We start from the raw sequence: 25,962 nt of genomic DNA, 5'->3' as shown, positions 1-25,962 counted from the left end.
TGGGAATAGGGTTGACATAACTCATGCCTGGTCACTATACTGTGCGCAGATTTTACGTCCCGTCCTCGGTACCAAATCCCAGCAGTATTTGCAAATTTTGCCCAAAACGAGTAGAATTTGCCACGTTTCAGGCGCGGGGTGGAGCAGCCTGGTAGCTCGTCGGGCTCATAACCCGAAGGTCGTCGGTTCAAATCCGGCCCCCGCAACCACTTTCCCTTAGAGTTCTTTTTCAAATATACTGTGAAGATTATGTCCTTCGTAGCTGGATTTGAAAAAAATTCTTTCGGAAGGTACACCAGACCGCCGTTGCGGTTATAGGGTTCAGTTATCTAAAGCCCCGATTTATCGGGGTTTTTTGTTATCTGACTACAGAATAACTGGGCTTTAGGCCCTTTTTTTATGTCTTGGGGGTGGGCTTGTCCACATTAGAGCAAAAATTAACAGAGATGATTACAGCGCCAGTTGAAGCCTTAGGCTACGAGCTGGTCGGCATCGAATTTATTCGCGGTCGCACATCCACACTGCGCATCTATATTGATAGTGAAGATGGCATCAATGTTGATGATTGTGCTGATGTGAGCCACCAGGTAAGCGCGGTGCTGGACGTTGAAGATCCTATCTCCGTGGCTTACAACCTTGAAGTCTCGTCACCGGGTCTCGACCGTCCTATGTTCACTGCCGATCATTATGCGCGTTTCCAGGGTGAAGAGGTCGCGCTGGTTCTTCGCATGGCGGTACAGAACCGTCGCAAGTGGCAGGGCATTATCAAAGCGGTGGACGGTGAAATGATTACCGTCACAGTCGAAGGCAAAGATGAAGTGTTCGCGCTGAGTAATATCCAGAAGGCGAACCTGGTTCCCCACTTTTAACAGTCTGGATGAGGTGAAAAGCCCGCGATGAACAAAGAAATTTTGGCTGTTGTTGAAGCCGTCTCCAACGAAAAAGCGCTGCCACGCGAAAAAATTTTTGAAGCGCTGGAAAGTGCGCTGGCGACAGCAACAAAGAAAAAATATGAGCAGGAGATCGATGTTCGTGTAGAAATCGATCGTAAAAGCGGTGATTTTGATACTTTCCGCCGTTGGTTGATCGTTGAAGAAGTGACCATGCCGACGAAGGAAATTACGCTGGAAGCGGCGCGCTTTGAAGACGAAAGCCTGAATGTCGGCGACTATGTTGAAGATCAGATTGAATCTGTCACCTTTGACCGTATCACCACGCAGACTGCGAAACAGGTTATCGTGCAGAAAGTCCGTGAAGCTGAACGCGCGATGGTTGTCGATCAGTTCCGCGACCAGGAAGGCGAAATCGTCACTGGCGTGGTGAAGAAAGTGAACCGCGACAATATCTCTTTGGAAATTAAATCCGAAGGGATGGCCGGTAACGCTGAAGCGGTGATTCTGCGTGAAGATATGCTGCCGCGCGAAAACTTCCGCCCTGGCGACCGTATTCGCGGCGTGCTGTATGCTGTTCGCCCGGAAGCGCGTGGCGCGCAGCTGTTCGTCACCCGTTCCAAGCCGGAAATGCTGATCGAGCTGTTCCGCATCGAAGTGCCGGAAATCGGCGAAGAAGTGATTGAAATTAAAGCGGCGGCTCGCGATCCGGGTTCTCGTGCGAAAATCGCAGTGAAAACCAACGATAAGCGTATCGATCCGGTCGGCGCTTGCGTGGGGATGCGCGGCGCGCGCGTTCAGGCGGTCTCTACCGAACTGGGCGGTGAGCGTATCGATATCGTGCTGTGGGATGATAACCCGGCGCAGTTCGTCATTAATGCGATGGCGCCGGCAGATGTCGCGTCTATCGTGGTGGACGAAGATAAACATACCATGGATATCGCCGTTGAAGCCGGTAATCTGGCGCAGGCGATCGGACGTAATGGTCAGAACGTCCACTTGGCTTCGCAATTGAGCGGCTGGGAACTCAACGTAATGACCGTTGATGACTTGCAGGCTAAACATCAGGCTGAAGCACATGCCGCTATCGAGATCTTTACTAAATATCTTGATATTGATGAAGAGTTCGCGACCGTTCTGGTAGAAGAAGGTTTCTCCACGCTCGAAGAACTGGCCTATGTGCCAATGAAAGAACTGCTGGAAATTGACGGCCTTGATGAGCCGACCGTTGAAGCACTGCGCGAGCGTGCTAAAAACGCACTGGCCACTCTGGCGCAGGACCAGGAAGCAAGCCTAGGTGATAACAAACCGGCTGACGATCTGCTGAATCTGGAAGGATTAGATCGCGATATGGCTTTCAAACTGGCGGCTCGTGGTGTTTGTACGCTGGAAGATCTCGCCGACCAGGGCATTGATGATCTGGCTGATATCGAAGGGTTGACCGACGAAAAAGCCGGTGAGCTGATTATGGCTGCCCGTAATATTTGCTGGTTCGGCGACGAAGCGTAATAAACTGTAGCAGGAAGGAACAGCATGACAGATTTAACCCTAAAAGCGCTGGCCGCAGAGAGACAGGTTTCCGTGGATCGCCTGGTACAGCAGTTTGCTGATGCAGGTATCCGGAAATCTGCTGACGACTCTGTGTCCGCACAAGAAAAACAGACTTTACTGGCGCACCTGAACCGCGAAGCGGTTTCTGGCCCCGATAAATTGACGCTGCAGCGTAAAACGCGCAGCACCCTGAATATTCCTGGTACCGGTGGAAAAAGTAAATCGGTACAAATCGAAGTCCGCAAGAAGCGCACCTTTGTGAAACGCGATCCGCAAGAGGCTGAACGCCTGGCCGCGGAAGAGCAGGCGCAGCGTGAAGCGGAAGAGCAAGCCCGTCGTGAGGCAGAAGAACAGGCCAAACGCGAGGCGCAACAAAAAGCTGAACGCGAGGCCGCAGAACAAGCTAAGCGTGAAGCCGCTGAAAAAGCGAAACGTGAAGCTGCGGAAAAAGACAAAGTGAGCAATCAACAGACTGACGATATGACCAAAACCGCCCAGGCCGAAAAAGCCCGCCGTGAGAATGAAGCTGCAGAGCTGAAGCGTAAAGCGGAAGAAGAAGCACGTCGCAAACTCGAAGAAGAAGCGCGTCGTGTAGCAGAAGAAGCTCGCCGCATGGCGGAAGAAAACAAATGGACCGCAACGCCTGAGCCAGTAGAAGACACCAGTGACTATCATGTCACCACTTCTCAGCACGCGCGCCAGGCCGAAGACGAAAACGATCGTGAAGTAGAAGGTGGTCGTGGTCGTGGCCGTAATGCAAAAGCGGCGCGTCCGGCGAAAAAAGGCAAACATGCCGAATCCAAAGCCGATCGCGAAGAAGCGCGTGCTGCGGTTCGCGGCGGTAAAGGCGGCAAGCGTAAAGGGTCTTCTTTACAGCAAGGCTTCCAGAAGCCCGCTCAGGCCGTTAACCGTGACGTGGTGATCGGTGAAACCATCACCGTCGGCGAACTGGCGAACAAGATGGCGGTGAAAGGTTCTCAGGTCATCAAAGCGATGATGAAGCTGGGCGCCATGGCCACCATCAACCAGGTCATCGACCAGGAAACCGCACAGCTGGTTGCCGAAGAGATGGGCCACAAAGTTATCCTGCGTCGTGAAAACGAACTGGAAGAAGCGGTAATGAGCGACCGTGATACCGGCGCTGCGGCTGAACCGCGCGCACCGGTTGTGACCATCATGGGCCACGTTGACCACGGTAAAACCTCTCTGCTGGACTACATTCGTTCCACGAAAGTGGCCTCTGGCGAAGCGGGTGGCATTACCCAGCACATCGGTGCTTACCACGTTGAAACTGACAACGGGATGATCACCTTCCTGGACACCCCGGGCCACGCCGCGTTTACCTCCATGCGTGCTCGTGGTGCTCAGGCAACGGATATCGTGGTTCTGGTTGTTGCAGCAGACGACGGCGTGATGCCGCAGACTATCGAAGCTATCCAGCACGCGAAAGCGGCAGGTGTGCCGGTCGTGGTTGCGGTGAACAAAATCGATAAGCCGGAAGCGGATCCGGATCGTGTGAAGAACGAACTGTCCCAGTACGGCATTCTGCCGGAAGAGTGGGGCGGCGAGAGCCAGTTCGTTCACGTGTCTGCGAAAGCGGGCACCGGTATCGACGAACTGCTTGACGCTATCCTGCTGCAGGCCGAAGTTCTGGAACTGAAAGCGGTTCGTAAAGGTATGGCGAGCGGCGCGGTGATCGAATCCTTCCTGGATAAAGGTCGTGGTCCGGTGGCTACCGTTCTGGTACGCGAAGGTACGCTGCATAAGGGCGATATCGTGCTGTGTGGCTTCGAATACGGCCGCGTGCGTGCGATGCGTAACGAACTGGGTCAGGAAGTGCTGGAAGCGGGTCCGTCCATTCCGGTGGAAATCCTCGGCCTGTCCGGCGTTCCGGCTGCCGGTGACGAAGTGACCGTGGTTCGCGACGAGAAGAAAGCGCGTGAAGTTGCTCTGTATCGTCAGGGTAAATTCCGTGAAGTTAAACTGGCTCGTCAGCAGAAATCTAAACTCGAGAACATGTTCGTCAACATGACCGAAGGCGAAGTTCACGAAGTGAACATCGTGCTGAAGGCTGACGTACAGGGTTCCGTGGAAGCGATCTCCGACTCCTTGCTGAAACTGTCTACCGACGAAGTGAAAGTGAAGATCATCGGTTCTGGCGTAGGTGGTATCACCGAAACCGACGCGACCCTGGCTGCGGCGTCCAACGCGATTCTGGTGGGCTTCAACGTTCGTGCTGATGCTTCTGCGCGTAAAGTGATTGAATCCGAAAGTCTGGATCTGCGTTACTACTCCGTCATCTATAACTTGATCGACGAAGTGAAAGCGGCGATGAGCGGCATGCTGTCTCCGGAACTGAAACAGCAGATCATCGGTCTGGCTGAAGTGCGCGATGTGTTCAAATCGCCGAAATTCGGCGCGATCGCGGGCTGTATGGTTACCGAAGGTACAATTAAACGCCATAATCCAATCCGCGTACTGCGCGACAACGTGGTTATCTATGAAGGCGAGCTGGAATCCCTGCGCCGCTTCAAAGATGACGTTAACGAAGTCCGTAACGGCATGGAATGTGGTATCGGCGTGAAGAACTACAACGACGTTCGCGTTGGCGATATGATTGAAGTGTTCGAGATTATCGAGATCCAACGTACCATCGCTTAATCTTCGTCGTCTTTTGGGCCGCAACGGCGTTGGCTGCGCTCGCTCACCCCGGTCACATAGTTATCTATGCTCCCGGGGATTTACGAGCTTGCCGCCTTGTTGCAATCCAAAATCCTTAGAAGATGATTAGGCGTAGGCCGGGTAAGCGAAGCGCCACCCGGCAAGAAATTTAAAAAGGGGCTTATGGCCCCTTTTTTGTCTTTATTCTGGAGAATTTATTATGGCGAAAGAATTTGGTCGCCCGCAGCGCGTAGCGCAAGAGATGCAGAAAGAGATCGCGCTCATCCTGCAACGCGAAATCAAAGATCCACGTGTAGGTATGATGACCACCGTATCGGGTGTTGAAATGTCCCGCGATCTGGCATACGCCAAAGTATTCGTGACGTTCCTCAACGATCAGGACGAAGCGGCTGTGAAAAACGGCATTAAGGCCCTGCAGGAAGCGTCTGGTTTCATCCGCAGCTTGCTGGGTAAAGCGATGCGTCTGCGCATCGTGCCGGAACTAACCTTCTTCTACGATAACTCGCTGGTGGAAGGGATGCGTATGTCCAACCTGGTGACTAACGTGGTGAAACATGACGAAGAACGTCGTGTGAACCCGGACGACAGCAAGGAGGACTGATGAGTCGTCCTCGTCGTCGTGGCCGCGACATTCACGGCGTTCTGTTGCTGGATAAGCCGCAGGGTATGTCCAGCAATGACGTGCTGCAGAAAGTTAAGCGCATCTACAATGCCAACCGCGCCGGGCATACCGGCGCGCTGGACCCGCTGGCGACCGGCATGTTGCCGATTTGCCTCGGCGAAGCGACAAAATTTTCGCAGTACTTGCTGGATTCTGACAAACGCTATCGTGTTATTGCCCGTCTGGGGCAGCGCACAGATACCTCTGACGCCGATGGTCAAATCGTGCAGGAGCGTCCGGTGACTTTCAGCGCTGAGCAGCTTGCGAGCGCGCTGGAGACCTTTCGTGGGGATATCGAACAGATTCCCTCGATGTATTCGGCGCTGAAGTATCAGGGCAGGAAGCTGTACGAATATGCCCGCCAGGGTATCGAAGTGCCGCGCGAAGCCCGCCCGATTACCGTCTATGAGCTGCTGTTTATTCGCCATGAAGGTAACGAGCTGGAGCTGGAAGTTCATTGCTCCAAAGGCACCTATATTCGCACTATTATTGATGATTTAGGTGAGAAACTGGGCTGTGGCGCGCACGTAACGTACCTGCGTCGTCTGACGGTCAGCAAGTATCCGGTGGATCGTATGGTGACGCTGGAGCACTTGCAGACGCTGGTAGCACAGGCGGAACAGCAGGGCGTTCCGGCGGCGCAGTTGCTCGATCCATTATTGATGCCAATGGATAGTCCGGCTTCGGACTATCCTGTTGTTAATCTGCCGTTAACATCTTCGGTATACTTCAAAAATGGCAACCCGGTTCGTACCACGGGCGCGCCGTTGAAGGGACTGGTTCGTGTGACGGAAGGTGAAGACGATAAATTTATCGGTATGGGCGAAATTGACGACGAAGGCCGTGTCGCGCCTCGTCGGCTGGTAGTAGAGTACCCGGCGTAATGTCGCTTCGTCTTGCGATAAGAGAGCGCTGCGAGTAGAATACCGCCGCTTAACGTCGCGTAAATTATTTAACAGTTTACGCGGCGTACACTGGGATCGCTGAATTAGAGATCGGCGTCCTCTCATTCTTAAATACTTTGGAGTTTTAAAATGTCTCTAAGTACTGAAGCTACAGCTAAAATCGTTTCTGAGTTCGGTCGTGACGCAAACGACACCGGTTCTACCGATGTTCAGGTTGCTCTGTTGACTGCACAGATTAACCACCTGCAGGGTCACTTTGCAGAGCATAAAAAAGATCACCACAGCCGTCGTGGTCTGCTGCGTATGGTTTCTCAGCGTCGTAAACTGCTCGACTACCTGAAACGTAAAGATGTTGCACGCTACACCGCGCTGATTGAGCGTCTGGGTCTGCGTCGCTAATTCTTTCGAGTTTCAGAAAGAGGGGGCCTTCATGGCCCCTTTTTTCCAGCAGATGGCAGCAATTCGCTGGAAACTAATGTATTGTTGCTATGAATGATCTTCCGTTGCAGAGGTTCGCGCGGCTAATGAGAGGCTTTACCCATATCAGGGTTAGGGTTGTCATTAGTCGCGAGGATGCGCAGAAGATCGGGTATTAACGACGGCGCGTATTGTGCCGTCAAAAATTGGAAAGGATATTATTTTGCTTAATCCGATCGTTCGTGAATTCCAGTACGGCCAGCATACCGTTACGCTGGAAACTGGCATGATGGCGCGTCAGGCCACTGCCGCTGTTATGGTAAGCATGGATGACACCGCCGTATTCGTTACCGTTGTCGGCCAGAAAAAAGCCAAGCCAGGCCAGGACTTCTTCCCACTGACCGTTAACTATCAGGAGCGTACCTACGCTGCTGGTCGTATCCCGGGCAGCTTCTTCCGTCGTGAAGGCCGTCCAAGCGAAGGCGAAACCCTGATCGCGCGTCTGATTGACCGCCCGGTTCGTCCGCTGTTCCCGGAAGGTTTCGTTAACGAAGTGCAGGTTATTGCGACCGTCGTTTCCGTTAACCCGCAGGTTAACCCGGATATCGTGGCGATGATCGGCGCATCCGCTGCGCTGTCGCTGTCCGGCATTCCGTTCAACGGCCCAATCGGCGCGGCGCGCGTAGGTTACATCAATGACCAGTACGTACTGAACCCGACCCAGGACGAGCTGAAAGAAAGCAAGCTGGACCTGGTGGTTGCCGGTACCGAAGCGGCTGTGCTGATGGTGGAATCCGAAGCTGAACTGCTGAGCGAAGACACTATGCTGGGCGCGGTGGTATTCGGTCACGAGCAGCAGCAGGTTGTTATCCAGGCGATCAACGATCTGGTGAAAGAAGCCGGTAAACCGCGTTGGGACTGGCAGCCGGAAGCCGTCAACGACGCGTTGAACGCGCGTGTTGCTGCGCTGGCTGAATCTCGTCTGAGCGACGCGTACCGCATCACCGATAAACAAGAGCGCTATGCTCAGGTTGACGTAATCAAATCCGAAACCATCGAGCAGCTTATTGCAGAAGATGAAACTCTGGATGCTAACGAGCTGGGTGAAATCCTGCACGCCATCGAGAAAAACGTGGTACGTAGCCGCGTACTGGCAGGCGAGCCGCGTATTGATGGCCGTGAAAAAGACATGATCCGTGGTCTGGACGTGCGCACTGGCGTACTGCCGCGAACTCACGGTTCCGCTCTGTTTACCCGTGGTGAAACGCAGGCGCTGGTTACCGCGACTCTGGGTACTGCCCGTGACGCGCAGGTGCTTGATGAACTGATGGGCGAGCGCACTGACAGCTTCCTGTTCCACTACAACTTCCCTCCGTACTCCGTAGGCGAAACCGGCATGGTCGGTTCTCCGAAGCGTCGTGAAATTGGTCACGGTCGTCTGGCGAAGCGCGGCGTGCTGGCAGTGATGCCGGACATGGATAAATTCCCGTACACCGTTCGCGTGGTGTCTGAAATCACCGAATCCAACGGTTCTTCTTCTATGGCTTCCGTGTGCGGCGCTTCTCTGGCGCTGATGGACGCTGGCGTGCCAATTAAAGCCGCCGTAGCAGGTATCGCTATGGGTCTGGTGAAAGAAGGCGACAACTACGTTGTACTGTCTGACATTCTGGGCGACGAAGATCACCTGGGCGATATGGACTTCAAAGTGGCGGGTTCCCGCGACGGTATCTCTGCGCTGCAGATGGATATCAAAATTGAAGGTATCACCAAAGAGATCATGCAGGTTGCGTTGAACCAGGCTAAAGGTGCGCGTCTGCACATCCTGGGCGTGATGGAACAGGCGATCAACGCGCCGCGCGGCGATATCTCTGAATTTGCGCCGCGTATCCATACCATCAAGATCAGCACGGACAAGATCAAAGACGTGATCGGTAAAGGCGGTTCTGTGATCCGCGCGCTGACTGAAGAGACCGGCACCACCATCGAAATTGAAGATGACGGTACTGTGAAGATCGCGGCGACCGACGGTGAAAAAGCGAAATACGCTATCCGTCGTATCGAAGAGATCACCGCAGAGATCGAAGTCGGCCGTATCTACAATAGTAAAGTGACCCGTATCGTTGACTTTGGCGCGTTTGTTGCCATCGGCGGCGGTAAAGAAGGTCTGGTTCACATCTCTCAAATCGCGGATAAGCGTGTAGAGAAAGTGACCGATTATCTGCAGATGGGTCAGGAAGTCCCGGTTAAGGTTCTGGAAGTTGACCGCCAGGGCCGTGTACGTCTGAGCATTAAAGAAGCAACCGAGCAGTCTCAACCTGCGGCTGCGCCGGAAGCTCCGGCGAGCGAACAGGCCGAGTAAGGTAGCCTTTTGCCCTCCGCAGTGCGGGGGGCTTTAGACCTGGCTGGACGCCTTGTTGAGCCACCGGGGAACAGGACGTTCATTCAATCGTTGTCTTCGGGAGTGGGAAATGAAGCCTTTTTTGCGCTGGTGTTTCGTTGCGACAGCACTTACGCTTGCAGGATGCAGTAATTCCGCCTGGCGTAAAAGTGAAGTCCTCGCAGTACCATTGCAACCGACTTTACAGCAGGAAGTGATTCTGGCGCGTATGGAACAGATTCTTGCCAGTCGGGCTTTAACCGATGACGAACGCGCACAGCTTTTATATGAGCGCGGAGTGTTGTATGATAGTCTTGGTTTGAGGGCATTAGCGCGAAATGATTTTTCACAAGCGCTGGCAATCAGACCGGATATGCCTGAAGTATTCAATTACTTAGGCATTTATTTAACGCAGGCAGGCAATTTTGATGCTGCCTATGAAGCGTTTGATTCTGTACTAGAGCTTGATCCAACTTACAACTACGCGCACTTAAACCGCGGTATCGCATTGTATTACGGCGGCCGTGATAAGTTAGCGCAAGATGATCTGCTGGCGTTTTATCAAGACGATCCCAATGATCCTTACCGCAGCCTGTGGCTGTATCTTGTTGAGCAGAAGCTTAATGAGAAGCAGGCGAAAGAAGCGTTAAAAGCACGCTTCGAAAAATCGGATAAAGAGCAATGGGGATGGAACATTGTCGAGTTCTACCTGGGCGACATTAGCGAAGCAACGCTGATGGAAAGGCTCAAGGCGGACGCAACGGATAACACCTCGCTCGCTGAGCATCTCAGTGAAACCAACTTCTATTTAGGTAAGTATTACCTAAGTCTGGGGGATTTGGACAGCGCCACGGCTCTGTTCAAACTGGCGGTGGCCAACAACGTTCATAACTTTGTTGAGCACCGATACGCATTGTTGGAATTATCGCTCCTGGGCCAGGACCAAGATGACCTGGCAGAATCGGACCAGCAATAGCTGACGAACATATCAGCCCGTAATCTTTTTGATTGCCATCACCTTCGCGGGTGAGGGCGTTGTTGTTCGTTAATACACCTACTTTGAGCCGGTTCACACTTTTCAATGAAAATTGCAGATCAATTTCATGATGAGTTATGTAGACTGGCCGCCATTAATTTTGAGGCACACGTACTACATGGCTGAATTCGAAACCACTTTTGCAGATCTGGGGCTGAAGGCTCCTATCCTTGAAGCCCTTACCGATCTGGGTTACGAAAAACCATCTCCAATCCAGGCAGAGTGCATTCCGCATCTGCTGGGCGGTCGCGACGTGCTGGGCATGGCCCAGACCGGTAGCGGCAAAACCGCAGCGTTCTCTTTACCGCTGCTCAACAATCTTGATCCTGAGCTGAAGGCACCTCAGATTCTGGTGCTGGCGCCAACCCGCGAACTGGCGGTACAGGTTGCCGAAGCCATGACGGATTTCTCTAAACACATGCGCGGCGTAAACGTGGTTGCCCTGTACGGCGGTCAGCGTTATGACGTGCAGTTACGCGCCCTGCGTCAGGGGCCGCAGATCGTTGTCGGTACGCCGGGACGTCTGCTTGATCACTTAAAACGCGGCACCCTCGACCTCTCTAAACTGAGTGGTCTGGTGCTGGATGAAGCCGACGAAATGCTGCGTATGGGCTTCATCGAAGACGTTGAAACTATTATGGCGCAGATCCCGGAAGGTCATCAAACCGCTCTGTTCTCCGCCACCATGCCGGAAGCGATTCGTCGCATTACCCGCCGCTTTATGAAAGAGCCGCAGGAAGTGCGCATTCAGTCCAGCGTGACTACCCGTCCTGACATCAGCCAGAGCTACTGGACTGTCTGGGGTATGCGTAAAAACGAAGCACTGGTGCGTTTCCTGGAAGCGGAAGACTTTGATGCGGCGATTATCTTCGTACGTACCAAAAACGCGACCCTGGAAGTAGCAGAAGCGCTGGAACGTAACGGCTACAACAGCGCCGCGTTGAATGGCGATATGAACCAGGCGCTGCGTGAGCAGACTCTGGAACGCCTGAAAGATGGTCGTCTGGACATCCTGATCGCCACCGATGTTGCGGCACGTGGTCTGGACGTTGAACGTATCAGCCTGGTGGTGAACTACGATATTCCGATGGACTCCGAGTCCTACGTTCACCGTATCGGTCGTACCGGTCGTGCGGGTCGCGCCGGTCGCGCGCTGCTGTTCGTTGAGAACCGCGAGCGTCGTCTGCTGCGCAACATCGAACGCACCATGAAGCTGACCATTCCAGAAGTGGAACTGCCGAACGCAGAACTGCTGGGTAAACGCCGTCTGGAAAAATTCGCCGCGAAAGTTCAGCAGCAACTGGAAAGCAGCGATCTGGATCAGTACCGTGCGCTGCTGGCGAAAATCCAGCCGTCTGCCGAAGGTGAAGAGCTGGATCTCGAAACGCTGGCCGCCGCACTGCTGAAAATGGCGCAGGGCGAGCGTCCGCTGATTCTGCCGCCGGATGCGCCGATGCGTCCTAAGCGTGAATTCCGTGACCGTGACGACCGTGGTCCGCGCGATCGTAATGACCGTGGCCCGCGTGGCGATCGTGAAGAACGTCCGCGTCGTGAACGTCGTGACGTTGGCGATATGCAGTTATACCGCATTGAAGTGGGCCGTGATGACGGCGTTGAAGTTCGTCATATCGTGGGCGCTATCGCTAACGAAGGCGACATTAGCAGCCGTTACATTGGTAACATTAAGCTGTTCGCGTCTCACTCCACCATCGAGCTGCCGAAAGGTATGCCGGGCGAAGTGCTCCAGCACTTCACGCGTACTCGCATTCTGAACAAGCCGATGAATATGCAGCTGTTGGGTGATGCGGTTCCGCACGCGGGCGGCGAACGTCGCGGCGGTGGTCGTAGCTTCAGTGGCGAACGTCGTGAAGGCGGTCGTAATTTCAGCGGCGAACGTCGTGAAGGTGGTCGTGGTGATGGTCGTCGCTTCAGCGGCGAACGTCGTGAAAGCCGTGGTCCGCGTCGTGATGACTCTACCGGTCGCCGTCGTTTCGGCGGTGATGCGTAACTCACGCTGACCTGCGCATTCACAGCGTAAAGTAAAATATACAGCCCCGATCGTCACAATCGGGGCTTTTTTTATTTCTTTTGTACTCGTGTACTGGTACAGTGCAACGTATTGAGAGATAGTCACACTATAAATGACTGGAGAGAGAGCTGAATGGCAACACTTACCACCACCCAAACGTCACCTTCGCTGCTTGGCGGCGTGGTGATTATCGGCGGCACCATCATTGGCGCGGGGATGTTCTCCCTGCCGGTGGTCATGTCCGGGGCGTGGTTCTTCTGGTCGATGGCGGCGCTGGTCTTTACCTGGTTTTGTATGCTGCACTCCGGGCTGATGATCCTCGAAGCTAACCTTAACTACCGCATTGGTTCGAGTTTCGACACCATCACCAAAGATCTGTTGGGGAAAGGCTGGAACGTGGTAAATGGCATCTCTATTGCCTTTGTGCTCTACATCCTGACTTACGCCTATATCTCGGCGAGCGGCTCAATTCTGCATCATACCTTTGCTGAGATGTCGCTGAACGTTCCGGCGCGAGCGGCAGGTTTTGCCTTTGCGCTGCTGGTGGCGTTTGTCGTGTGGCTGAGTACGAAGGCGGTCAGCCGGATGACGGCGATTGTGCTGGGCGCGAAAGTGATTACTTTCTTCCTGACCTTCGGCAGCCTGTTAGGGCACGTTCAGCCGACCACGTTGTTTAACGTGGCTGAAAGCCACGCGTCATATACGCCGTACCTGCTGATGACGCTGCCATTTTGTCTGGCCTCTTTTGGTTATCACGGTAACGTACCGAGCCTGATGAAATATTACGGCAAAGATCCGCGCACCATCGTGAAATGCCTGATTTATGGGACGTTACTGGCGCTGGCGCTCTATTCCGTCTGGCTGCTGGGGACGATGGGCAACATCCCACGTCCGGAATTTATCGGCATTGCGCAGAAAGGCGGCAATATTGATGTGCTGGTACAGGCGTTGAGCGGCGTGCTGAACAGCCGCAGCCTGGATCTGCTGCTGGTGGTGTTCTCTAACTTTGCGGTCGCCAGTTCCTTCCTTGGCGTGACGCTGGGGCTGTTTGACTATCTGGCGGATCTGTTTGGTTTTGATGACTCGGCAATGGGACGTTTTAAAACGGCGCTGCTGACTTTCCTGCCGCCGATGATTGGTGGCCTGCTGTACCCGAACGGTTTTCTGTACGCCATTGGCTATGCAGGTTTAGCTGCAACTATCTGGGCGGCCATTGTGCCTGCGCTGTTGGCGCGCAAATCTCGCGAACGTTTCGGCAGCCCAAAATTTCGCGTCTGGGGCGGTAAACCGATGATTGCCCTGATTCTGGTCTTCGGTGTCGGCAACGCGGTTATCCATATTCTGTCGAGCTTTAATTTGCTGCCGGTGTACCAGTAACGTTATTGTGCCGGATGGCGGTTGCACCTTATCCGGCCTACTTGATGCTGTAGGCCCGGTAAGCGAAGCGCCACCGGGCAAAACAATGCGCTACCCCAACAATTCCTGCTTCACATCCATCGCTAAATCAAACGAATGCAGGCGTGCCTGGTGGTCGAAAATCTGCCCGTTTACCATAATTTCATCCGCCTGGGTTTCCCGCAGAATGGACACCAGCCCGTGGCGGACTTTCGCTTTATCGCCGACCAGCGACATACTCAGCGCCTGCTGCACGCCATACTGCTCGGATGGCGACCAGAAGGTTTCCATATTCTCAATCGGCGGCGGCAGTTGGCCGGTTTCTCCACGGCGTAGCTTCACAAAAGCCTGCTGCATGGAGGTAAACAGGAATTCGGCGTCGCGGTTGCTGTCGGCGGCGATAATATTGATACACACCATCGCGTACGGTTTTTCCAGCCGCGCTGAAGGTTTGAACTGAGTACGGTACAGATGCAGCGCCTGGAACAACATATCCGGCGTGAAATGCGAAGCAAAGGCGAACGGCAGGCCAAGCTGGGCCGCCAGTTGCGCGCTATACAGGCTGGAGCCCAACAGCCAGAGCGGGATCTTCTCGCCGTAGCCGGGCACCGGGCGCACATGCGGATTAGGATCGCGAGCGTCGAACCAGTCCACCAGCTCTGCGACATCGCGTGGAAAGTTATCGATATCGCCGCTCATATGGCGACGCAGCGCGCGCATCGTCGGCTGATCGCTACCCGGCGCGCGTCCCAATCCTAAGTCGATACGTCCCGGGTAGAGCGTATTCAGCGTGCCGAACTGCTCGGCAATCACCAGCGGTGAATGGTTAGGCAGCATCACGCCGCCGGAGCCAAGATGTAATGTTGTGGTATTGGCCGCCAGATAACCAATCAATACCGAGGTCGCCGCGCTGGCGATACCGGTCATGTTGTGATGTTCCGCCAGCCAGTAGCGGTGATAGCCACGCTTTTCAGCCAGCCGTGCGAGATCAAGCGAGTGCGTGAAGGCTTCTTTTGCCGAAGATCCTTCAGGGATCGGCGCCAGATCCAGCACCGAGAACGGAATAGTTTTGTCAGTCATAACGGCTCACTTTGTTACCGATTAATCTTTTAATACTGCATTAAAGATTAGCGAATGTTGTTAACAAAGTGAGCTTTATGAGACTAATGGCAAAAACAATGCCCGATGGCGCTGCGCTTATCGGGCCTTCGGGAGCGCTATTTGTAGGCCGGATAAGGTATTGATGCTGCCATCCGGCTAGGCCTGTAGCTCCAGCCCGGCCAGCCGCTTCCAGTAGCCGTTACAGTCGCTATGGGCGGCAAGCGGTAACGGCGCGCCGCCGTTTTCGTTAGCGCGAAAGGCATCAAGCATGGCAAATGTCTCCGTCCCCAACGGCGACAGCCGCACGATATCGACCAATCCCTGCATCGACGTCAGTTCGTTGCCAAGGTTATAGACATAGCCGCTCATGGTCTGAATACCGTTAAGCACAAACACCTGCTGATTCTCTTGCGAGAGCACGTCACGACCGTTTGGATACTTGATACAGCAGGTTTCGCATTCATCTTTCGGGCGGTCTTCCGAACGGGCGGTAAAGCAGCGAGCGGAGTAGGCCAGCGGCAGATGCCCGTAGCTCAACACTTCCACTTCAAACTGATTGCGGATGCCCAGTTCATCGCACTGATTAAGCAAATTCACCAGCCAGTCGCGGGAGAGCTCCACCGGCATACACCAGCGTACCATGCCTTCTTTCAGCAACCGGCGCAGCGTGACCGCGTTGTAGCAATTCAGCGCATGGCCGGCGACAAACGGCAGTTTGCGCTCGGCGCACAGATTCACCACGCCAAGATCGCTGGCTTCCAGCAGAAAATCGCCGTTGTCCACATAGCGTTTCAGCTCGCTTAATTCAGATGACGCCTGTACCAGCGCCAGGGTGGAGAGCGCCACCTGCTTACCGCTGGCAGCGAGGGATTTCGCCATTTCCAGCCAGTCGCCGACTTTAGTCGCGCGACGTTTGCTGCACACCGCTTCGCCCAGATAAATGATATCAGCGCTGCTTTTTGCGGCCTGCTGATAAAAATCTTCCAGCGTCTCTTTCGGCCAGTAATAAAGCACCGGTCCTAAGGAATATTTCATAGCTCCTCTCACTGCCATTTACGGTGATATGCGCCAAGCGTGGTTTGAGTGCCTTCGGACATCGCGCCGAGCGTCTCCATCCAGTCGCGCTGTGGAACGAAGTTTTGCGGGGCGGCTTTGCAGCGATCTATCGCCTGGCGCCACACTTTCGCCACCTGGCTGACGTAGGCCGGGCTGCGCTGGCGGCCTTCGATCTTCACCGAAGCGATGTTCGCCGCCATGAGCTCCGGCAGCAGTTCCAGCGTGTTCAGGCTGGTTGGCTCCTCCAGCGCGTGATAGCGCTCGCCGTCCACTAAATAGCGGCCTTTACACAGCGTTGGGTAGCCTGCGTTTTCGCCATCCTGGTAACGGTCAATCAGGACATCATTCAGGCGCGATTCCAGCCCCTGCGGCGTTTGCTGCCAACGGACAAAGCGGGCGGGAGAGCAGGCGCCGACGGTATTGGGCGACTCCCCCGTCAGGTAAGAAGAAAGATAGCAGCGACCTTCTGCCATAATGCACAGGCTGCCAAACGCGAATACCTCCAGCGGCACCGGCGTGACGCGGGCCAGTTGTTTTACCTGGTGAATCGACAGTACACGCGGCAGTACTACACGGTGGACATCAAAGTTGCGGTGATAAAAGCGAATCGCTTCTTCGTTGGTTGCCGAGGCCTGAACGGAAACATGGCGCTCAATATGCGGGTAACGCTCTGCGGCATATTCCAGCATAGCGAGGTCGGCAAGAATCAGCGCGTCGGCGCCAAGCTGCGCCGCCATATCCACGGCGCGCTGCCAGCGGGCATAGCCGTCCGGATGCGCAAAAGTATTAATGGCGATGTGTAATTTGCGGCGATGCTGGTGAACAAAACTCACCGCTTCCTGCAATTTTTTTTCGGTAAAGTTAAGGCCGGCAAAATGACGGGCATTGGTATCGTCTTTTAACCCGATATAAACGGCGTCAGCGCCGTTTTCGATGGCCGCCTTCAGCGCCGGGAGATTTCCGGCAGGGCAGAGCAGCTCCATAATTTATCCTGAGGGTTACGTCTGCGACGCAAAATTGTTAACGAACAGGGATTTTAGTTAACCTTGCTGCGACAATTTTTGATTTAAGGCAGTTAAAGGCGTATTGGTAACACCAATAATGGGGTAGAAAATCAGACCCAATTGTTGATTTACGCCGCCATGTGATTTATTGGATATGGCAAAATAACAGGACTATTGAAACAGGGAGTAAAGCTCGTGTTAGATAAACTGCGTTCACGCTTAGTCCATGCTGGCCCGTCTCTGATGAGTGTACCGGTTAAACTGACGCCCTTTGCGCTAAAGCGCCAGGTTCTGGAACAGGTTCTGAGCTGGCAGTTTCGTCAGGCGCTGGCCGATGGAGAGCTGGAATTCCTCGAAGGTCGTTGGTTAAGCATTCATGTTCGTGACATCGACTTAAAATGGTATACCACGGTTGAAAATGAAAAGCTGATCGTTAGCCAGCAGGCGGATGCTGACGTCAGTTTTAGCGCCGACGCCAGCGATCTGCTAATGATCGCCGCCCGTAAACAGGATCCGGATACGCTCTTTTTCCAGCGTCGACTGGTCATTGAAGGCGATACTGAGTTAGGGTTGTATGTGAAGAATCTGATGGACGCCATCGAACTGGAGCAGATGCCGAAAGCGTTACGCATTATGCTGCTGCAACTGGCGGATTTTGTTGAGGCGGGAATGAAAAACTCGCCGGAAACCAAACAGACCTCGGTAGGTGAACCATGCTAATTCGAGTAGAAATTCCCATTGATGCGCCTGGTATTGATGCGCTGTTACGCCGTTCATTCGAAAGCGATGCGGAAGCGAAGCTGGTTCACGATTTGCGTGAAGATGGTTTTCTGACGCTCGGACTGGTGGCCACGGATGATGAAGGCCAGGTAGTGGGCTATGTCGCCTTTAGCCCGGTTGATGTGCAGGGCGAAGATTTACAGTGGGTCGGCATGGCGCCGCTGGCGGTCGATGAAAAGTATCGCGGGCAAGGGCTGGCGCGCCAGTTAGTGTATGAAGGGCTGGATTCGCTCAACGAGTTCGGCTACGCGGCGGTCGTGACGCTGGGCGACCCGGCGTTATATAGCCGCTTCGGTTTTGAACTGGCCGCACATTACGATCTTCACTGCCGTTGGCCCGGTACGGAAAGCGCTTTCCAGGTACACCGTTTGGCTGAGGATGCGCTGGAGGGCGTGACGGGGCTGGTGGAGTATCACGACCACTTCAATCGTTTTTAAGCACCGGCGTTTGCAGGCTGGACAGCAGCGCCTCAAACGCTTCGCGTTCCGTCACAAGGCGCTCCTTCTGGCGCTTTGTGAGCTGTTTGATGCGATACTCTATGCGCAGGGCCAGCGAGCGATCGCCGACCTGCGCCGCAAACGCCAGCGTTAACTCGCCTTTTCCCCGTAATGCTTTTGCGCCTTTTCCCGTTTGATGCTGCCTGTAACGACGCGCCACATCGGTGGTTATTCCGGTGTAAAGCGCATTGTCTGCAGTACGAATCAGATACAGATACCAGGGTGTCATTGTCGCCATCAGCATGATAATTTTCAGGTTCCCAGTATAAGCGAGAATAAAGATGGACACACTTACCGCTATTGGCCGTTGGCTGGCGAAACAACACGTGGTGACCTGGTGCGTACACCATGAGGGAGAGCTGTGGTGCGCCAATGCGTTTTATTTGTTCGATGCGCAAAACGTCGCGCTGTATCTGTTAACGGATGATAAAACCCGCCATGCGCAAATGTCCGGCGCGTGCGCGCCAGTTGCGGGAACGGTCAATGGTCAGCCGAAAACGGTGGCGCGCATTCGCGGCGTGCAGTTTAAAGGGGAAATTCGCCGTCTGGAGGGGCAGGAGAGCGACGCCGCGCGTAAAGCTTACCTTCGTCGCTTCCCGGTCGCCAGGGTGCTGCCAGCGCCGGTATGGGAAATTCGGCTGGATGAAATTAAATTCACCGACAACACGCTGGGGTTTGGTAAAAAACTGCACTGGTTACGTGACTCACGCGCCCAGCAGGCGTAGCGCCTCGCGGTTAAATGCCGGCAGGTCGTCAGGCGTGCGGCTGGTCACCAGCTGATCTTTATCGACGACGACTTCCTGATCGTAAAATTCCGCGCCCGCATTCTTCACATCGATAATAATCGGTTTCACCGCCGTGAGTTTGCGGCCACGAATGACATCGGCGCTGATCAACAACTGCGGGCCGTGGCAAATGGCAAAAACCGGTTTACCGCTGTTAACGAAATCGCGGGTAAAATCCACGAAACGGCTGTCGCCGCGCAGGTAGTCCGGCGAATGACCTCCCGGCAATAGCAAGGCGTCGAACTCGTCGGGACGAACGTCATCAATAGCCTTATCAATGGTGACGCTGGCCTCGCCTTTTTTTCCTTTCACCGTTTTACCCGCCTCTTTTTCGATGGTGATGACCTCATGGCCGGCCTGACGGAATTCTGCAGCCGGCGAGGTAAATTCTGAATCTTCAAATTCATCGGTAATCAAAACGGCAATTTTCTTACTCATGCGTTTCCTCCGCAGTGGTGGCGTCGGGTAAGGCAAATTTTCCACAATGATGGATACTTACCTCGTAGACTATTAAGCCTGGTCGATAGGGCCGAGAGTGCAAGGTGGACAAATCTGTAAAGGAGCGAGGATGAGTCAGGTACTGATTACCGGCGCGACCGGACTGGTCGGCGGACATCTGCTGAGAATGTTAATCAACACGCCGCAGGTGAGCGCGATCGCCGCGCCAACGCGTCGCCCGCTGACGGATATTGTCGGCGTTTATAACCCTCACGATCCGCAGCTTACCGACGCGTTAGCTCAGGTGACCGACCCGGTGGATATTGTTTTTTGCTGCCTGGGCACGACCCGGCGTGAAGCGGGAAGTAAAGCGGCGTTTATTCATGCGGATTATACGCTGGTGGTTGATACCGCGCTGACCGGGCGTCGACTGGGCGCGCAGCACATGTTGGTGGTCAGCGCAATGGGAGCAAACGCGCACTCTCCGTTTTTCTACAATCGGGTGAAAGGAGAAATGGAGGAGGCGTTAATCGCGCAAAATTGGCCTCGTTTGACGATTGCCCGGCCTTCTATGCTGCTCGGCGACAGAACAACGCGGCGGGTGAATGAAACGCTTTTCGCTCCGCTATTCCGGCTGCTGCCAGGAAACTGGAAATCGATCGATGCGCGGGATGTGGCGCGGGCCATGCTGGCGGAAGCGCTGGAGCCAGCACAAGAAGGCGTGACGATTCTGACCTCATCGCAACTGCGGGAAAAAGCGGGGTAGCGAAGCCGGATGATTTACCGGATGGCGACGCGATTTACACATTTTTATCGCCACCCGGCACACCGGTTACTTAATATACGTAAAGGCGGTGGTCACGCGTTTCACGCCGCTCACCCGGCTGGCGATGTCTGCTGCCGCTTTACCTTCACGTTCAGTCACCAGGCCCAGCAGGAACACTTCGCCATTCTCGGTGGTGACTTTCACATTTGACGATTTTACCTGATCGCTGGTCAGTAGCTGTGAGCGAACTTTCGTGGTGATCCAGGTATCGTTAGAGGCGGTCCCCAGGCCGATAGGCTGACCCTGGCGAATCTCGTTATAGACCTCGGTGGTGCCTTCAACGCCCATCGCTATCTGTTTCGCGCGTGCGGAGAGTTCGCTGTTTGGCGACTGGCCCACTAACAAAACTTTGCCCTGATAAGCAGTGACATTGATGCGCGTCTCTTTTTTGATTTGCTCATCTTTCGACAGCGCGCTGCTGACACGCAGTTCCAGCGTTCCGTCATCCACCTGGGTGCCCACGCTACGCGGGTCGGTTGCGGCTTTGGTGCCGACGGCTGCCGTACCCACTACCGCGGCGGCGACGCAACCTTGCAATAGCAACGCAGAAATAAGGACTGCGAGCGGCGAAAATGCCTTCATGTGTACTCCTTAATCATCCTGGTGAGGAAAAAGCGTGTTATCGATCAAACCGCACAGGCAGTTTACCGTCAGCATATGCATTTCCTGAATGCGCGCGCTGTGGTGTGAAGGGATACGAATTTCAACATCCTGCGGCCCTAATAGTCCGGCCAGCTCGCCCCCGTCATACCCGGTTAGCGCCACAATGGTCATGTCACGTGTGACGGCTGCTTCAACGGCTTTTACGATATCGCGACTATTACCACGCGTAGAGATCGCCAATAAAACATCGCCTGCATGTCCCAGCGCCCGGACTTGTTTTGCATAAACTTCATCGTGCAGGCGATCGTTAGCGATCGCAGTTAAGACCACATTATCGGTATTTAGTGCAATGGCGGGTAAACTGGGTCGCTCCGTTTCAAAGCGGTTAATCATGCTGGCAGCAAAATGCTGTGCGTTGGCCGCGGACGTCCCGTTTCCACAACAGAGGATTTTGTTGCCGTTAAGCAGGGAATGAACCAGCGTCATGGCGGCGCGGGAAATGGCATCCGGAAGCGCTTCCGCCGCAGCAATTTGAGTTTGAATGCTTTCTGTAAAGCAAACTTTGATTCTTTCGAGCACGCTAATCCTTAAAATCTTCAATTATGAGTGGTCGTTAAACGCATCCCGAAACCACTCAATCTCATTTCCGGTGAAGGCTAACACATCGAACCGACAATCCACAGTATCAAAACTCCCATTCTGGCGGGCGAGCCACAAGCGGGCAGTATGTAATAATTTGTGTTGCTTGCTGCGGGTCACACTAGCCGCCGCGCCGCCATAAAGCCCGGAGCGCCGATAGCGAACCTCAACAAAAACCGTCGTTTTTCCGTCGCGCATGATCAGATCGATTTCGCCGCCGCGCTCGCGCACGTTGGCGGCGATAAACCGCAGTCCTTTGCTTTCCAGCCAGAGACGCGCGGCAGCTTCCCACGCGTCGCCAGCCTGTTTACGTGTTAGCTGGCGGGAACAATCTCCCCTTGCTGGTATTTGAGCCATGATAACTTCCTGTTAATCACACAATCCGGGCTGGCGGTTAATGCGCCGGTATTACCATTGATCTCAAACCCCTGCACCTGACGCATCTGCGAAAAGTGGTTCGCCAGCGTCCAGGCATCCACGCCCATGGCGTACATCCGCGCCAGAGAATAGTCGTTATGTACAGCACTCAGCGCCTGCTGCATCAACGGCGTATTGCCGCCTGCCAGCATGGGAATTTCACTGTATTGCAAACCTTCCATCTCCAGACGGAAGTCAGGGCCGGAGGTGCCTTGCGCGCTGCGGGAGCTGGCATACAGCGTCGCGCCGCTCTGGGTGCCGTTACGCATGGCGATCATCGGTTTGATAAAGCCAATCTCTTCCGGCGTAGCCAGAATATAGACCGCGTCTACGCGTCCGCCGCCGGTGATTTGCGCGTCGGTCGGCGGCGCAGGGATGGTCAGACCGCCAATGGTAACGCCCGGCTGCGCAGGCACGCTGGCGGCGACCGGACTGCCCGTCAACGCGATACCCGCGCCGCCGTTCACGCCCATTTTCAGCTCGGCTACGGAGCCGAATTTTTGCTGTAACACGATGCCGCCGCCCAGTTTTTGCCACTCCTGGGTGAAGGCATTCGCCACGCGATCGCCAAGCGCGCTGCGTGGGATCAACAGCAGCGGCGACTGCTTGCCCTGCTCATAAATATGATGCGCCGCGTCACGGGCTTCATCTTCTGGAGAGAGCGCGAAATAGCAGATATTAGGGAAGCTACGTACCGTTTCCGGCTGGTTGAGCGCCAGCACGTTGAGCGGCGTGTTGCTTTTCATCAGCGCTTCCACATTGTTTTTCAACAGCGGCCCGACCACGATACTGGCGCCGTCTTGCTGAACCTGAGCGAGCACCTGATCCAACGGCTGGGAAGAGGTATCGTAGATTTTTAATTCAGCGGAGGGATCCGCCGGCGCGCTTGCTGTAGCAGGCTGCGCAGGGGGAGTTTGTGGCGCGCTGACTGGCGTAGCAGACTGGGATGGAGCGTCATCAGTCAGATCTCTCACCGAGGCCTGCGACGGACTGGCGACGCCGTTGGTCATTTGTGGTTGCGTCTCCTCCACGCTTGGTTCGACCGGCGCGTCAGGCGCGGCGACAGGCTGCATTTCCACCGCCTGGGTGCCGAGGTTTTTCGCGGCTTCGAAACCTTGCTGGATGGTACGGCCAAACACGGCAGCCTGACCGTTCAGCGGCAGCAGCAGAGCGATTTTGCTGGTGGAAGCTGGTTTAAAACGTTGTACATTGACGAGCTGCGTCGGCAGCATTTTCGCCCCCGGATTTTGCGGGTAGCGTTTTTGCCAGTCGGCGATCCCGGCTTTCAGCATGTCTGGATCGTTGCGGTTGTCAAACCAGACGCGTTGCAGATCCAGCCAGCCCTGAAGCACATTTTCATCGGCGTTGATAACTAACGTCCTGGCCTGATCCGGCGTCATGGCGGAGAGCGCCTGCCAGGTGGCGTCGATATTTTTTTGTTTCTCTTTCGCCGCCAGTAGCGGTTCCTGGGCGATTAACGCCCGCAACAGGGTAAGCGACGGGCGTCCCTGGCTGGCAACGATCTGCGCCTGCCAGTAACGCGCTTGCTGATGTGGCGCAAAGTCGGCGGGTTTTAGTTTATCCAGCAAGGCCTGCGCGCCTGCCACATCTTTCTGCGCCAGTTTGATCTCTACCGCTAATAAAGATTGTTCGCGACGCTGGGTATCGTTCAGATTTTGCGGGGGTTGATTGAACAACTCGACGGCCTGCTGGCTTTTTCCTTCTTTCAGCAGTGCATGAATGGCGAGTAATTGCCAGTTGGTCTTGCTATCATCTGCGCTTTGCTGCATCTGATGCAGGTAAAAGGCGGAATCAGCTTGCGCTGAACCCTGCATATAGGCTGCGCTTTGATCTGGCGCCTGGGTGCCGCACCCGGCGAAAAGTAGCGCAGCCAGGACGACAGGCAGCGCGCGCGCGGCGTTCAAACGAGAAAATGTTGAGGGTACCATACTGTATCCAGTGATATTTTTTTACGCAATGCTCAATATTAAATCGGCAATACGGACGACACAATGAAACAAAACGAATCGGCGGATAATTCTCAGGGCCAACTCTTTATTGTACCTACTCCTATCGGGAATTTGGCTGATATTACCCAACGCGCGCTGGAAGTTTTACAAGCCGTTGATTTAATTGCCGCTGAAGACACTCGTCACACCGGTTTATTGCTGCAACATTTTGGGATTAATGCCCGGTTGTTTGCGCTGCACGACCATAACGAACAACAAAAAGCGGAAACGCTGGTCGCGAAGCTGAAAGAGGGGCAGAACATTGCTCTGGTTTCCGATGCCGGAACGCCGCTAATTAATGACCCCGGCTATCACCTGGTACGTACCTGCCGTGAAGCGGGGATTCGCGTGGTGCCGCTACCAGGGCCGTGTGCTGCTATCACTGCATTAAGCGCCGCAGGTTTACCATCAGATCGTTTTTGTTATGAAGGCTTCCTGCCTGCCAAATCAAAAGGCCGCCGTGATGCGCTAAAAGCCATTGAAGCGGAGCCACGAACGCTGATTTTTTATGAGTCCACCCATCGTCTGTTGGATAGCCTGGAAGATATGGTGGCCGTGTGGGGCGAATCCCGTTACGTGGTGCTGGCGCGTGAGCTGACCAAAACCTGGGAAACCATTCACGGCGCGCCGGTCGGCGAGCTGCTGGCGTGGGTCAAAGAAGATGAAAACCGTCGCAAAGGCGAAATGGTGCTGATTGTCGAAGGGCATAAAGCGCAAGAAGACGACCTGCCCGCCGACGCGCTGCGCACGCTGGCGCTGCTACAGGCAGAGCTGCCGCTGAAAAAAGCGGCGGCGCTGGCAGCAGAAATTCACGGCGTGAAGAAAAATGCGCTGTATAAGTATGCGCTGGCGCAGCAGGAAGAGTAAAAGCGAGCGCCCGGGAACCGCCTTTTATCGCCATCACGTTAATACTCAATCAGGTGATTGATGTGGGTAAAGTGATGGGGGCATTGGGCGGTGATAGCGGGCCGGACCTTTCCTTTGGGCTTACTCTCGCGATCAGCAATGCATAACCGACTCCTTTTTAGACGATCATTAATTCCACGCCTGTTTTCGCTAATGCCGCTTTATCCTGTTTGCTGATGGTGTCATCGGTTATCACACAGTCGATCTTGTCCATCGGCAATACCTGGTTAAAGCCGCGACGGTTAAATTTGGTCGCGTCCAGTACCGCGATAACTTTGTGCGCCGCCGCCGCCATGACGCCGCTAATGGAATAACCTTCGTTAAACGTGGTAATACCGTTTGTCGCATCAATGCCATCCGCCCCGACAAACATGACATCGGCGCTGATGCCGTGTAGCGATCGTTCCGCAATCGTGCCGTGCATTGAGTGGGTTTTATGCCGTACCGTACCGCCGCAAACCACCAGCGTGAGATCTTTATTTTCTGATAGCGTAAAAGCGGCAGGCAAGCTGTTAGTGATCACCGTAATATTGCTTTTTCGCGCGAGCGCTTCCGCAATTAGTAATGTTGTGCTCCCGCTATCCAGAATGATGGTCATTCCTTCTTCAACCATTGCCGCAGCCGCCTGGGCAATCCGCTTTTTCGGATCGCTGGCGAGTTGATACCGATCTTCCAGAATGACTTCCTGATTGTCGCCTTCCGCCAGATGACTTCCCGGTTTTGCCGCGCCGCCATGAAAACGGGTGACAAGGCCTTTCTCTTCCAGCAGACGCAGGTCAGCACGGATAGTCACTTCAGAAATACCAAAGGTATTTGAAAGGTCCATCACCAGCACGCTGCCTTGCGTATTAATCAGGTCGACAATTTTATTTCTTCGCTCAAATGAGTTCATATTGATTTGCCTGATAATTAACTGTAACTAGTTTAAACGAAGGATTGCGAAAGGTGAACGCTAAAT

General features: G+C 54.5%; 26 protein-coding genes and 1 tRNA gene. 17 read left to right on the top strand and 10 right to left on the bottom strand.

Annotation, left to right across the window (positions count from 1 at the left end; translation table 11 throughout):
* The first annotated feature begins 132 nt into the window (after positions 1-132).
* The 12 genes from AAYN39_RS08785 to mtr all read left to right on the top strand — a co-directional run bounded on the left by AAYN39_RS08785 (position 133) and on the right by mtr (position 13,925).
* Positions 133-209 (top strand) — tRNA-Met (locus AAYN39_RS08785).
* Positions 210-416: 207 nt separating this feature from the next.
* Positions 417-869, top strand: a complete 453-nt coding sequence (gene rimP / locus AAYN39_RS08780; protein ID WP_000105461.1) for a ribosome maturation factor RimP — start codon at positions 417-419, stop codon at positions 867-869.
* A gap of 27 nt (positions 870-896) precedes the next feature.
* Positions 897-2,399: a transcription termination factor NusA gene (gene nusA, locus AAYN39_RS08775; RefSeq protein WP_001031036.1), complete on the top strand. Its 1,503-nt coding sequence runs from the start codon at positions 897-899 to the stop codon at positions 2,397-2,399.
* Positions 2,400-2,423: 24 nt separating this feature from the next.
* Positions 2,424-5,102, top strand: a complete 2,679-nt coding sequence (gene infB, locus AAYN39_RS08770) for a translation initiation factor IF-2 (RefSeq protein ID WP_000131175.1) — start codon at positions 2,424-2,426, stop codon at positions 5,100-5,102.
* Positions 5,103-5,322: 220 nt separating this feature from the next.
* Complete coding sequence (gene rbfA / locus AAYN39_RS08765; protein WP_001040208.1) at positions 5,323-5,724, top strand: 30S ribosome-binding factor RbfA; 402 nt, start codon at positions 5,323-5,325, stop codon at positions 5,722-5,724.
* A complete protein-coding gene (gene truB / locus AAYN39_RS08760) occupies positions 5,724-6,668 on the top strand; it encodes a tRNA pseudouridine(55) synthase TruB (protein WP_000089682.1) in 945 nt (314 codons plus the stop codon). Before rbfA ends, truB begins: the two co-directional genes overlap by 1 nt.
* A 150-nt stretch (positions 6,669-6,818) precedes the next feature.
* On the top strand, positions 6,819-7,088 hold the full coding sequence (rpsO, locus tag AAYN39_RS08755; protein WP_000059465.1) for a 30S ribosomal protein S15: 270 nt from the start codon (positions 6,819-6,821) through the stop codon (positions 7,086-7,088).
* Between the two features lie 241 nt (positions 7,089-7,329).
* Positions 7,330-9,465 carry a polyribonucleotide nucleotidyltransferase gene (gene pnp / locus AAYN39_RS08750; RefSeq protein ID WP_010989243.1) on the top strand — a complete coding sequence of 712 codons (2,136 nt, stop codon included), beginning with the start codon at positions 7,330-7,332 and terminating at the stop codon, positions 9,463-9,465.
* Positions 9,466-9,574: 109 nt separating this feature from the next.
* Entirely contained in the window at positions 9,575-10,459 is an 885-nt protein-coding gene (gene nlpI / locus AAYN39_RS08745) for a lipoprotein NlpI (protein ID WP_000802069.1), read from the top strand.
* A gap of 105 nt (positions 10,460-10,564) precedes the next feature.
* Positions 10,565-10,645, top strand: a complete 81-nt coding sequence (gene yrbN, locus AAYN39_RS08740) for a protein YrbN (RefSeq protein WP_010723222.1) — start codon at positions 10,565-10,567, stop codon at positions 10,643-10,645.
* Complete coding sequence (gene deaD, locus AAYN39_RS08735; RefSeq protein ID WP_000807240.1) at positions 10,638-12,527, top strand: ATP-dependent RNA helicase DeaD; 1,890 nt, start codon at positions 10,638-10,640, stop codon at positions 12,525-12,527. The genes yrbN and deaD overlap by 8 nt, the downstream gene beginning before the upstream one ends.
* 153 nt (positions 12,528-12,680) lie before the next feature.
* Positions 12,681-13,925 (top strand): tryptophan permease, encoded by a 1,245-nt coding sequence (mtr, locus tag AAYN39_RS08730; protein WP_000224390.1) that lies wholly within the window; start codon positions 12,681-12,683, stop codon positions 13,923-13,925.
* Positions 13,926-14,015: 90 nt separating this feature from the next.
* Here the strand turns inward: mtr and AAYN39_RS08725 are convergent, their stop codons facing one another.
* The 3 genes from AAYN39_RS08725 to AAYN39_RS08715 all read right to left on the bottom strand — a co-directional run bounded on the left by AAYN39_RS08725 (position 14,016) and on the right by AAYN39_RS08715 (position 17,083).
* Positions 14,016-15,023: an LLM class flavin-dependent oxidoreductase gene (locus AAYN39_RS08725; protein WP_000130428.1), complete on the bottom strand. Its 1,008-nt coding sequence runs from the start codon at positions 15,021-15,023 to the stop codon at positions 14,016-14,018.
* Between the two features lie 177 nt (positions 15,024-15,200).
* Positions 15,201-16,097, bottom strand: coding sequence for a U32 family peptidase (locus AAYN39_RS08720; protein ID WP_077905076.1), 897 nt, complete (start codon positions 16,095-16,097; stop codon positions 15,201-15,203).
* Entirely contained in the window at positions 16,088-17,083 is a 996-nt protein-coding gene (locus tag AAYN39_RS08715; RefSeq protein ID WP_000421309.1) for a peptidase U32 family protein, read from the bottom strand. The genes AAYN39_RS08720 and AAYN39_RS08715 overlap by 10 nt, the downstream gene beginning before the upstream one ends.
* A gap of 216 nt (positions 17,084-17,299) precedes the next feature.
* On the opposite strand from AAYN39_RS08715, the gene AAYN39_RS08710 reads away from it, so the two are divergent.
* Together AAYN39_RS08710 and AAYN39_RS08705 are read left to right on the top strand one after the other, a co-directional pair.
* Positions 17,300-17,824 (top strand): SCP2 domain-containing protein, encoded by a 525-nt coding sequence (locus AAYN39_RS08710; protein WP_000884720.1) that lies wholly within the window; start codon positions 17,300-17,302, stop codon positions 17,822-17,824.
* On the top strand, positions 17,818-18,321 hold the full coding sequence (locus tag AAYN39_RS08705) for an N-acetyltransferase (RefSeq protein ID WP_000908562.1): 504 nt from the start codon (positions 17,818-17,820) through the stop codon (positions 18,319-18,321). The genes AAYN39_RS08710 and AAYN39_RS08705 overlap by 7 nt, the downstream gene beginning before the upstream one ends.
* Here the strand turns inward: AAYN39_RS08705 and AAYN39_RS08700 are convergent.
* Positions 18,308-18,625 (bottom strand): GIY-YIG nuclease family protein, encoded by a 318-nt coding sequence (locus AAYN39_RS08700; RefSeq protein WP_000928379.1) that lies wholly within the window; start codon positions 18,623-18,625, stop codon positions 18,308-18,310. The genes AAYN39_RS08705 and AAYN39_RS08700 overlap by 14 nt on opposite strands.
* Positions 18,626-18,662: 37 nt before the next feature.
* Here AAYN39_RS08700 and AAYN39_RS08695 point away from each other — a divergent pair, with 37 nt between their 5' ends.
* Complete coding sequence (locus AAYN39_RS08695) at positions 18,663-19,106, top strand: YhbP family protein (RefSeq protein WP_000380404.1); 444 nt, start codon at positions 18,663-18,665, stop codon at positions 19,104-19,106.
* Here the strand turns inward: AAYN39_RS08695 and yhbO are convergent.
* Positions 19,086-19,604, bottom strand: coding sequence for a protein/nucleic acid deglycase (gene yhbO / locus AAYN39_RS08690; RefSeq protein ID WP_000037599.1), 519 nt, complete (start codon positions 19,602-19,604; stop codon positions 19,086-19,088). The genes AAYN39_RS08695 and yhbO overlap by 21 nt on opposite strands.
* Positions 19,605-19,734: 130 nt before the next feature.
* Here yhbO and AAYN39_RS08685 point away from each other — a divergent pair, with 130 nt between their 5' ends.
* Complete coding sequence (locus AAYN39_RS08685) at positions 19,735-20,370, top strand: NAD(P)H-binding protein (RefSeq protein WP_001638995.1); 636 nt, start codon at positions 19,735-19,737, stop codon at positions 20,368-20,370.
* 66 nt (positions 20,371-20,436) lie between these two features.
* On the opposite strand, the gene dolP is transcribed toward AAYN39_RS08685, so the two are convergent.
* Genes dolP through AAYN39_RS08665 form a run of 4 tightly spaced genes read right to left on the bottom strand, consistent with a single transcriptional unit; the run spans position 20,437 to position 24,038 of the window.
* Entirely contained in the window at positions 20,437-21,012 is a 576-nt protein-coding gene (gene dolP, locus AAYN39_RS08680; protein ID WP_000643280.1) for a division/outer membrane stress-associated lipid-binding lipoprotein, read from the bottom strand.
* Between the two features lie 9 nt (positions 21,013-21,021).
* A complete protein-coding gene (gene diaA / locus AAYN39_RS08675) occupies positions 21,022-21,612 on the bottom strand; it encodes a DnaA initiator-associating protein DiaA (protein WP_000893483.1) in 591 nt (196 codons plus the stop codon).
* A gap of 21 nt (positions 21,613-21,633) precedes the next feature.
* On the bottom strand, positions 21,634-22,029 hold the full coding sequence (locus AAYN39_RS08670) for a YraN family protein (RefSeq protein WP_000057282.1): 396 nt from the start codon (positions 22,027-22,029) through the stop codon (positions 21,634-21,636).
* Positions 21,987-24,038, bottom strand: coding sequence for a penicillin-binding protein activator (locus tag AAYN39_RS08665; protein WP_000249248.1), 2,052 nt, complete (start codon positions 24,036-24,038; stop codon positions 21,987-21,989). The genes AAYN39_RS08670 and AAYN39_RS08665 overlap by 43 nt, the downstream gene beginning before the upstream one ends.
* Positions 24,039-24,101: 63 nt before the next feature.
* On the opposite strand from AAYN39_RS08665, the gene rsmI reads away from it, so the two are divergent.
* Positions 24,102-24,965, top strand: a complete 864-nt coding sequence (gene rsmI / locus AAYN39_RS08660; protein ID WP_000812294.1) for a 16S rRNA (cytidine(1402)-2'-O)-methyltransferase — start codon at positions 24,102-24,104, stop codon at positions 24,963-24,965.
* A 157-nt stretch (positions 24,966-25,122) separates the two neighbouring features.
* Here rsmI and AAYN39_RS08655 read toward each other — a convergent pair whose 3' ends face one another.
* Entirely contained in the window at positions 25,123-25,896 is a 774-nt protein-coding gene (locus AAYN39_RS08655) for a DeoR/GlpR family DNA-binding transcription regulator (protein WP_001083899.1), read from the bottom strand.
* Positions 25,897-25,962: the final 66 nt, after the last annotated feature.

The sequence above is a fragment of the Salmonella sp. K21076 genome (genome assembly GCF_039650795.1).
In the GTDB taxonomy this organism is placed as follows: Bacteria; Pseudomonadota; Gammaproteobacteria; order Enterobacterales; family Enterobacteriaceae; genus Salmonella; species Salmonella enterica.
Note: the sequence above shows the minus strand (reverse complement) of the source record. Positions and strands in the feature narration are given on the sequence as shown.

Coding starts and splice junctions, on each gene's coding strand:
- rsmI (WP_000812294.1), top strand. CDS start 24,102: ATGAAACAAAACGAATCGGCGGATAATTCTCAGGGCCAACTCTTTATT.
- AAYN39_RS08725 (WP_000130428.1), bottom strand. CDS start 15,023: ATGACTGACAAAACTATTCCGTTCTCGGTGCTGGATCTGGCGCCGATC.
- mtr (WP_000224390.1), top strand. CDS start 12,681: ATGGCAACACTTACCACCACCCAAACGTCACCTTCGCTGCTTGGCGGC.
- nlpI (WP_000802069.1), top strand. CDS start 9,575: ATGAAGCCTTTTTTGCGCTGGTGTTTCGTTGCGACAGCACTTACGCTT.
- AAYN39_RS08705 (WP_000908562.1), top strand. CDS start 17,818: ATGCTAATTCGAGTAGAAATTCCCATTGATGCGCCTGGTATTGATGCG.
- truB (WP_000089682.1), top strand. CDS start 5,724: ATGAGTCGTCCTCGTCGTCGTGGCCGCGACATTCACGGCGTTCTGTTG.
- AAYN39_RS08695 (WP_000380404.1), top strand. CDS start 18,663: ATGGACACACTTACCGCTATTGGCCGTTGGCTGGCGAAACAACACGTG.
- AAYN39_RS08715 (WP_000421309.1), bottom strand. CDS start 17,083: ATGGAGCTGCTCTGCCCTGCCGGAAATCTCCCGGCGCTGAAGGCGGCC.
- AAYN39_RS08670 (WP_000057282.1), bottom strand. CDS start 22,029: ATGGCTCAAATACCAGCAAGGGGAGATTGTTCCCGCCAGCTAACACGT.
- dolP (WP_000643280.1), bottom strand. CDS start 21,012: ATGAAGGCATTTTCGCCGCTCGCAGTCCTTATTTCTGCGTTGCTATTG.
- AAYN39_RS08720 (WP_077905076.1), bottom strand. CDS start 16,097: ATGGCAGTGAGAGGAGCTATGAAATATTCCTTAGGACCGGTGCTTTAT.
- rbfA (WP_001040208.1), top strand. CDS start 5,323: ATGGCGAAAGAATTTGGTCGCCCGCAGCGCGTAGCGCAAGAGATGCAG.
- AAYN39_RS08655 (WP_001083899.1), bottom strand. CDS start 25,896: ATGAACTCATTTGAGCGAAGAAATAAAATTGTCGACCTGATTAATACG.
- nusA (WP_001031036.1), top strand. CDS start 897: ATGAACAAAGAAATTTTGGCTGTTGTTGAAGCCGTCTCCAACGAAAAA.
- rpsO (WP_000059465.1), top strand. CDS start 6,819: ATGTCTCTAAGTACTGAAGCTACAGCTAAAATCGTTTCTGAGTTCGGT.
- yhbO (WP_000037599.1), bottom strand. CDS start 19,604: ATGAGTAAGAAAATTGCCGTTTTGATTACCGATGAATTTGAAGATTCA.
- yrbN (WP_010723222.1), top strand. CDS start 10,565: ATGAAAATTGCAGATCAATTTCATGATGAGTTATGTAGACTGGCCGCC.
- AAYN39_RS08665 (WP_000249248.1), bottom strand. CDS start 24,038: ATGGTACCCTCAACATTTTCTCGTTTGAACGCCGCGCGCGCGCTGCCT.
- infB (WP_000131175.1), top strand. CDS start 2,424: ATGACAGATTTAACCCTAAAAGCGCTGGCCGCAGAGAGACAGGTTTCC.
- AAYN39_RS08700 (WP_000928379.1), bottom strand. CDS start 18,625: ATGCTGATGGCGACAATGACACCCTGGTATCTGTATCTGATTCGTACT.
- AAYN39_RS08685 (WP_001638995.1), top strand. CDS start 19,735: ATGAGTCAGGTACTGATTACCGGCGCGACCGGACTGGTCGGCGGACAT.
- deaD (WP_000807240.1), top strand. CDS start 10,638: ATGGCTGAATTCGAAACCACTTTTGCAGATCTGGGGCTGAAGGCTCCT.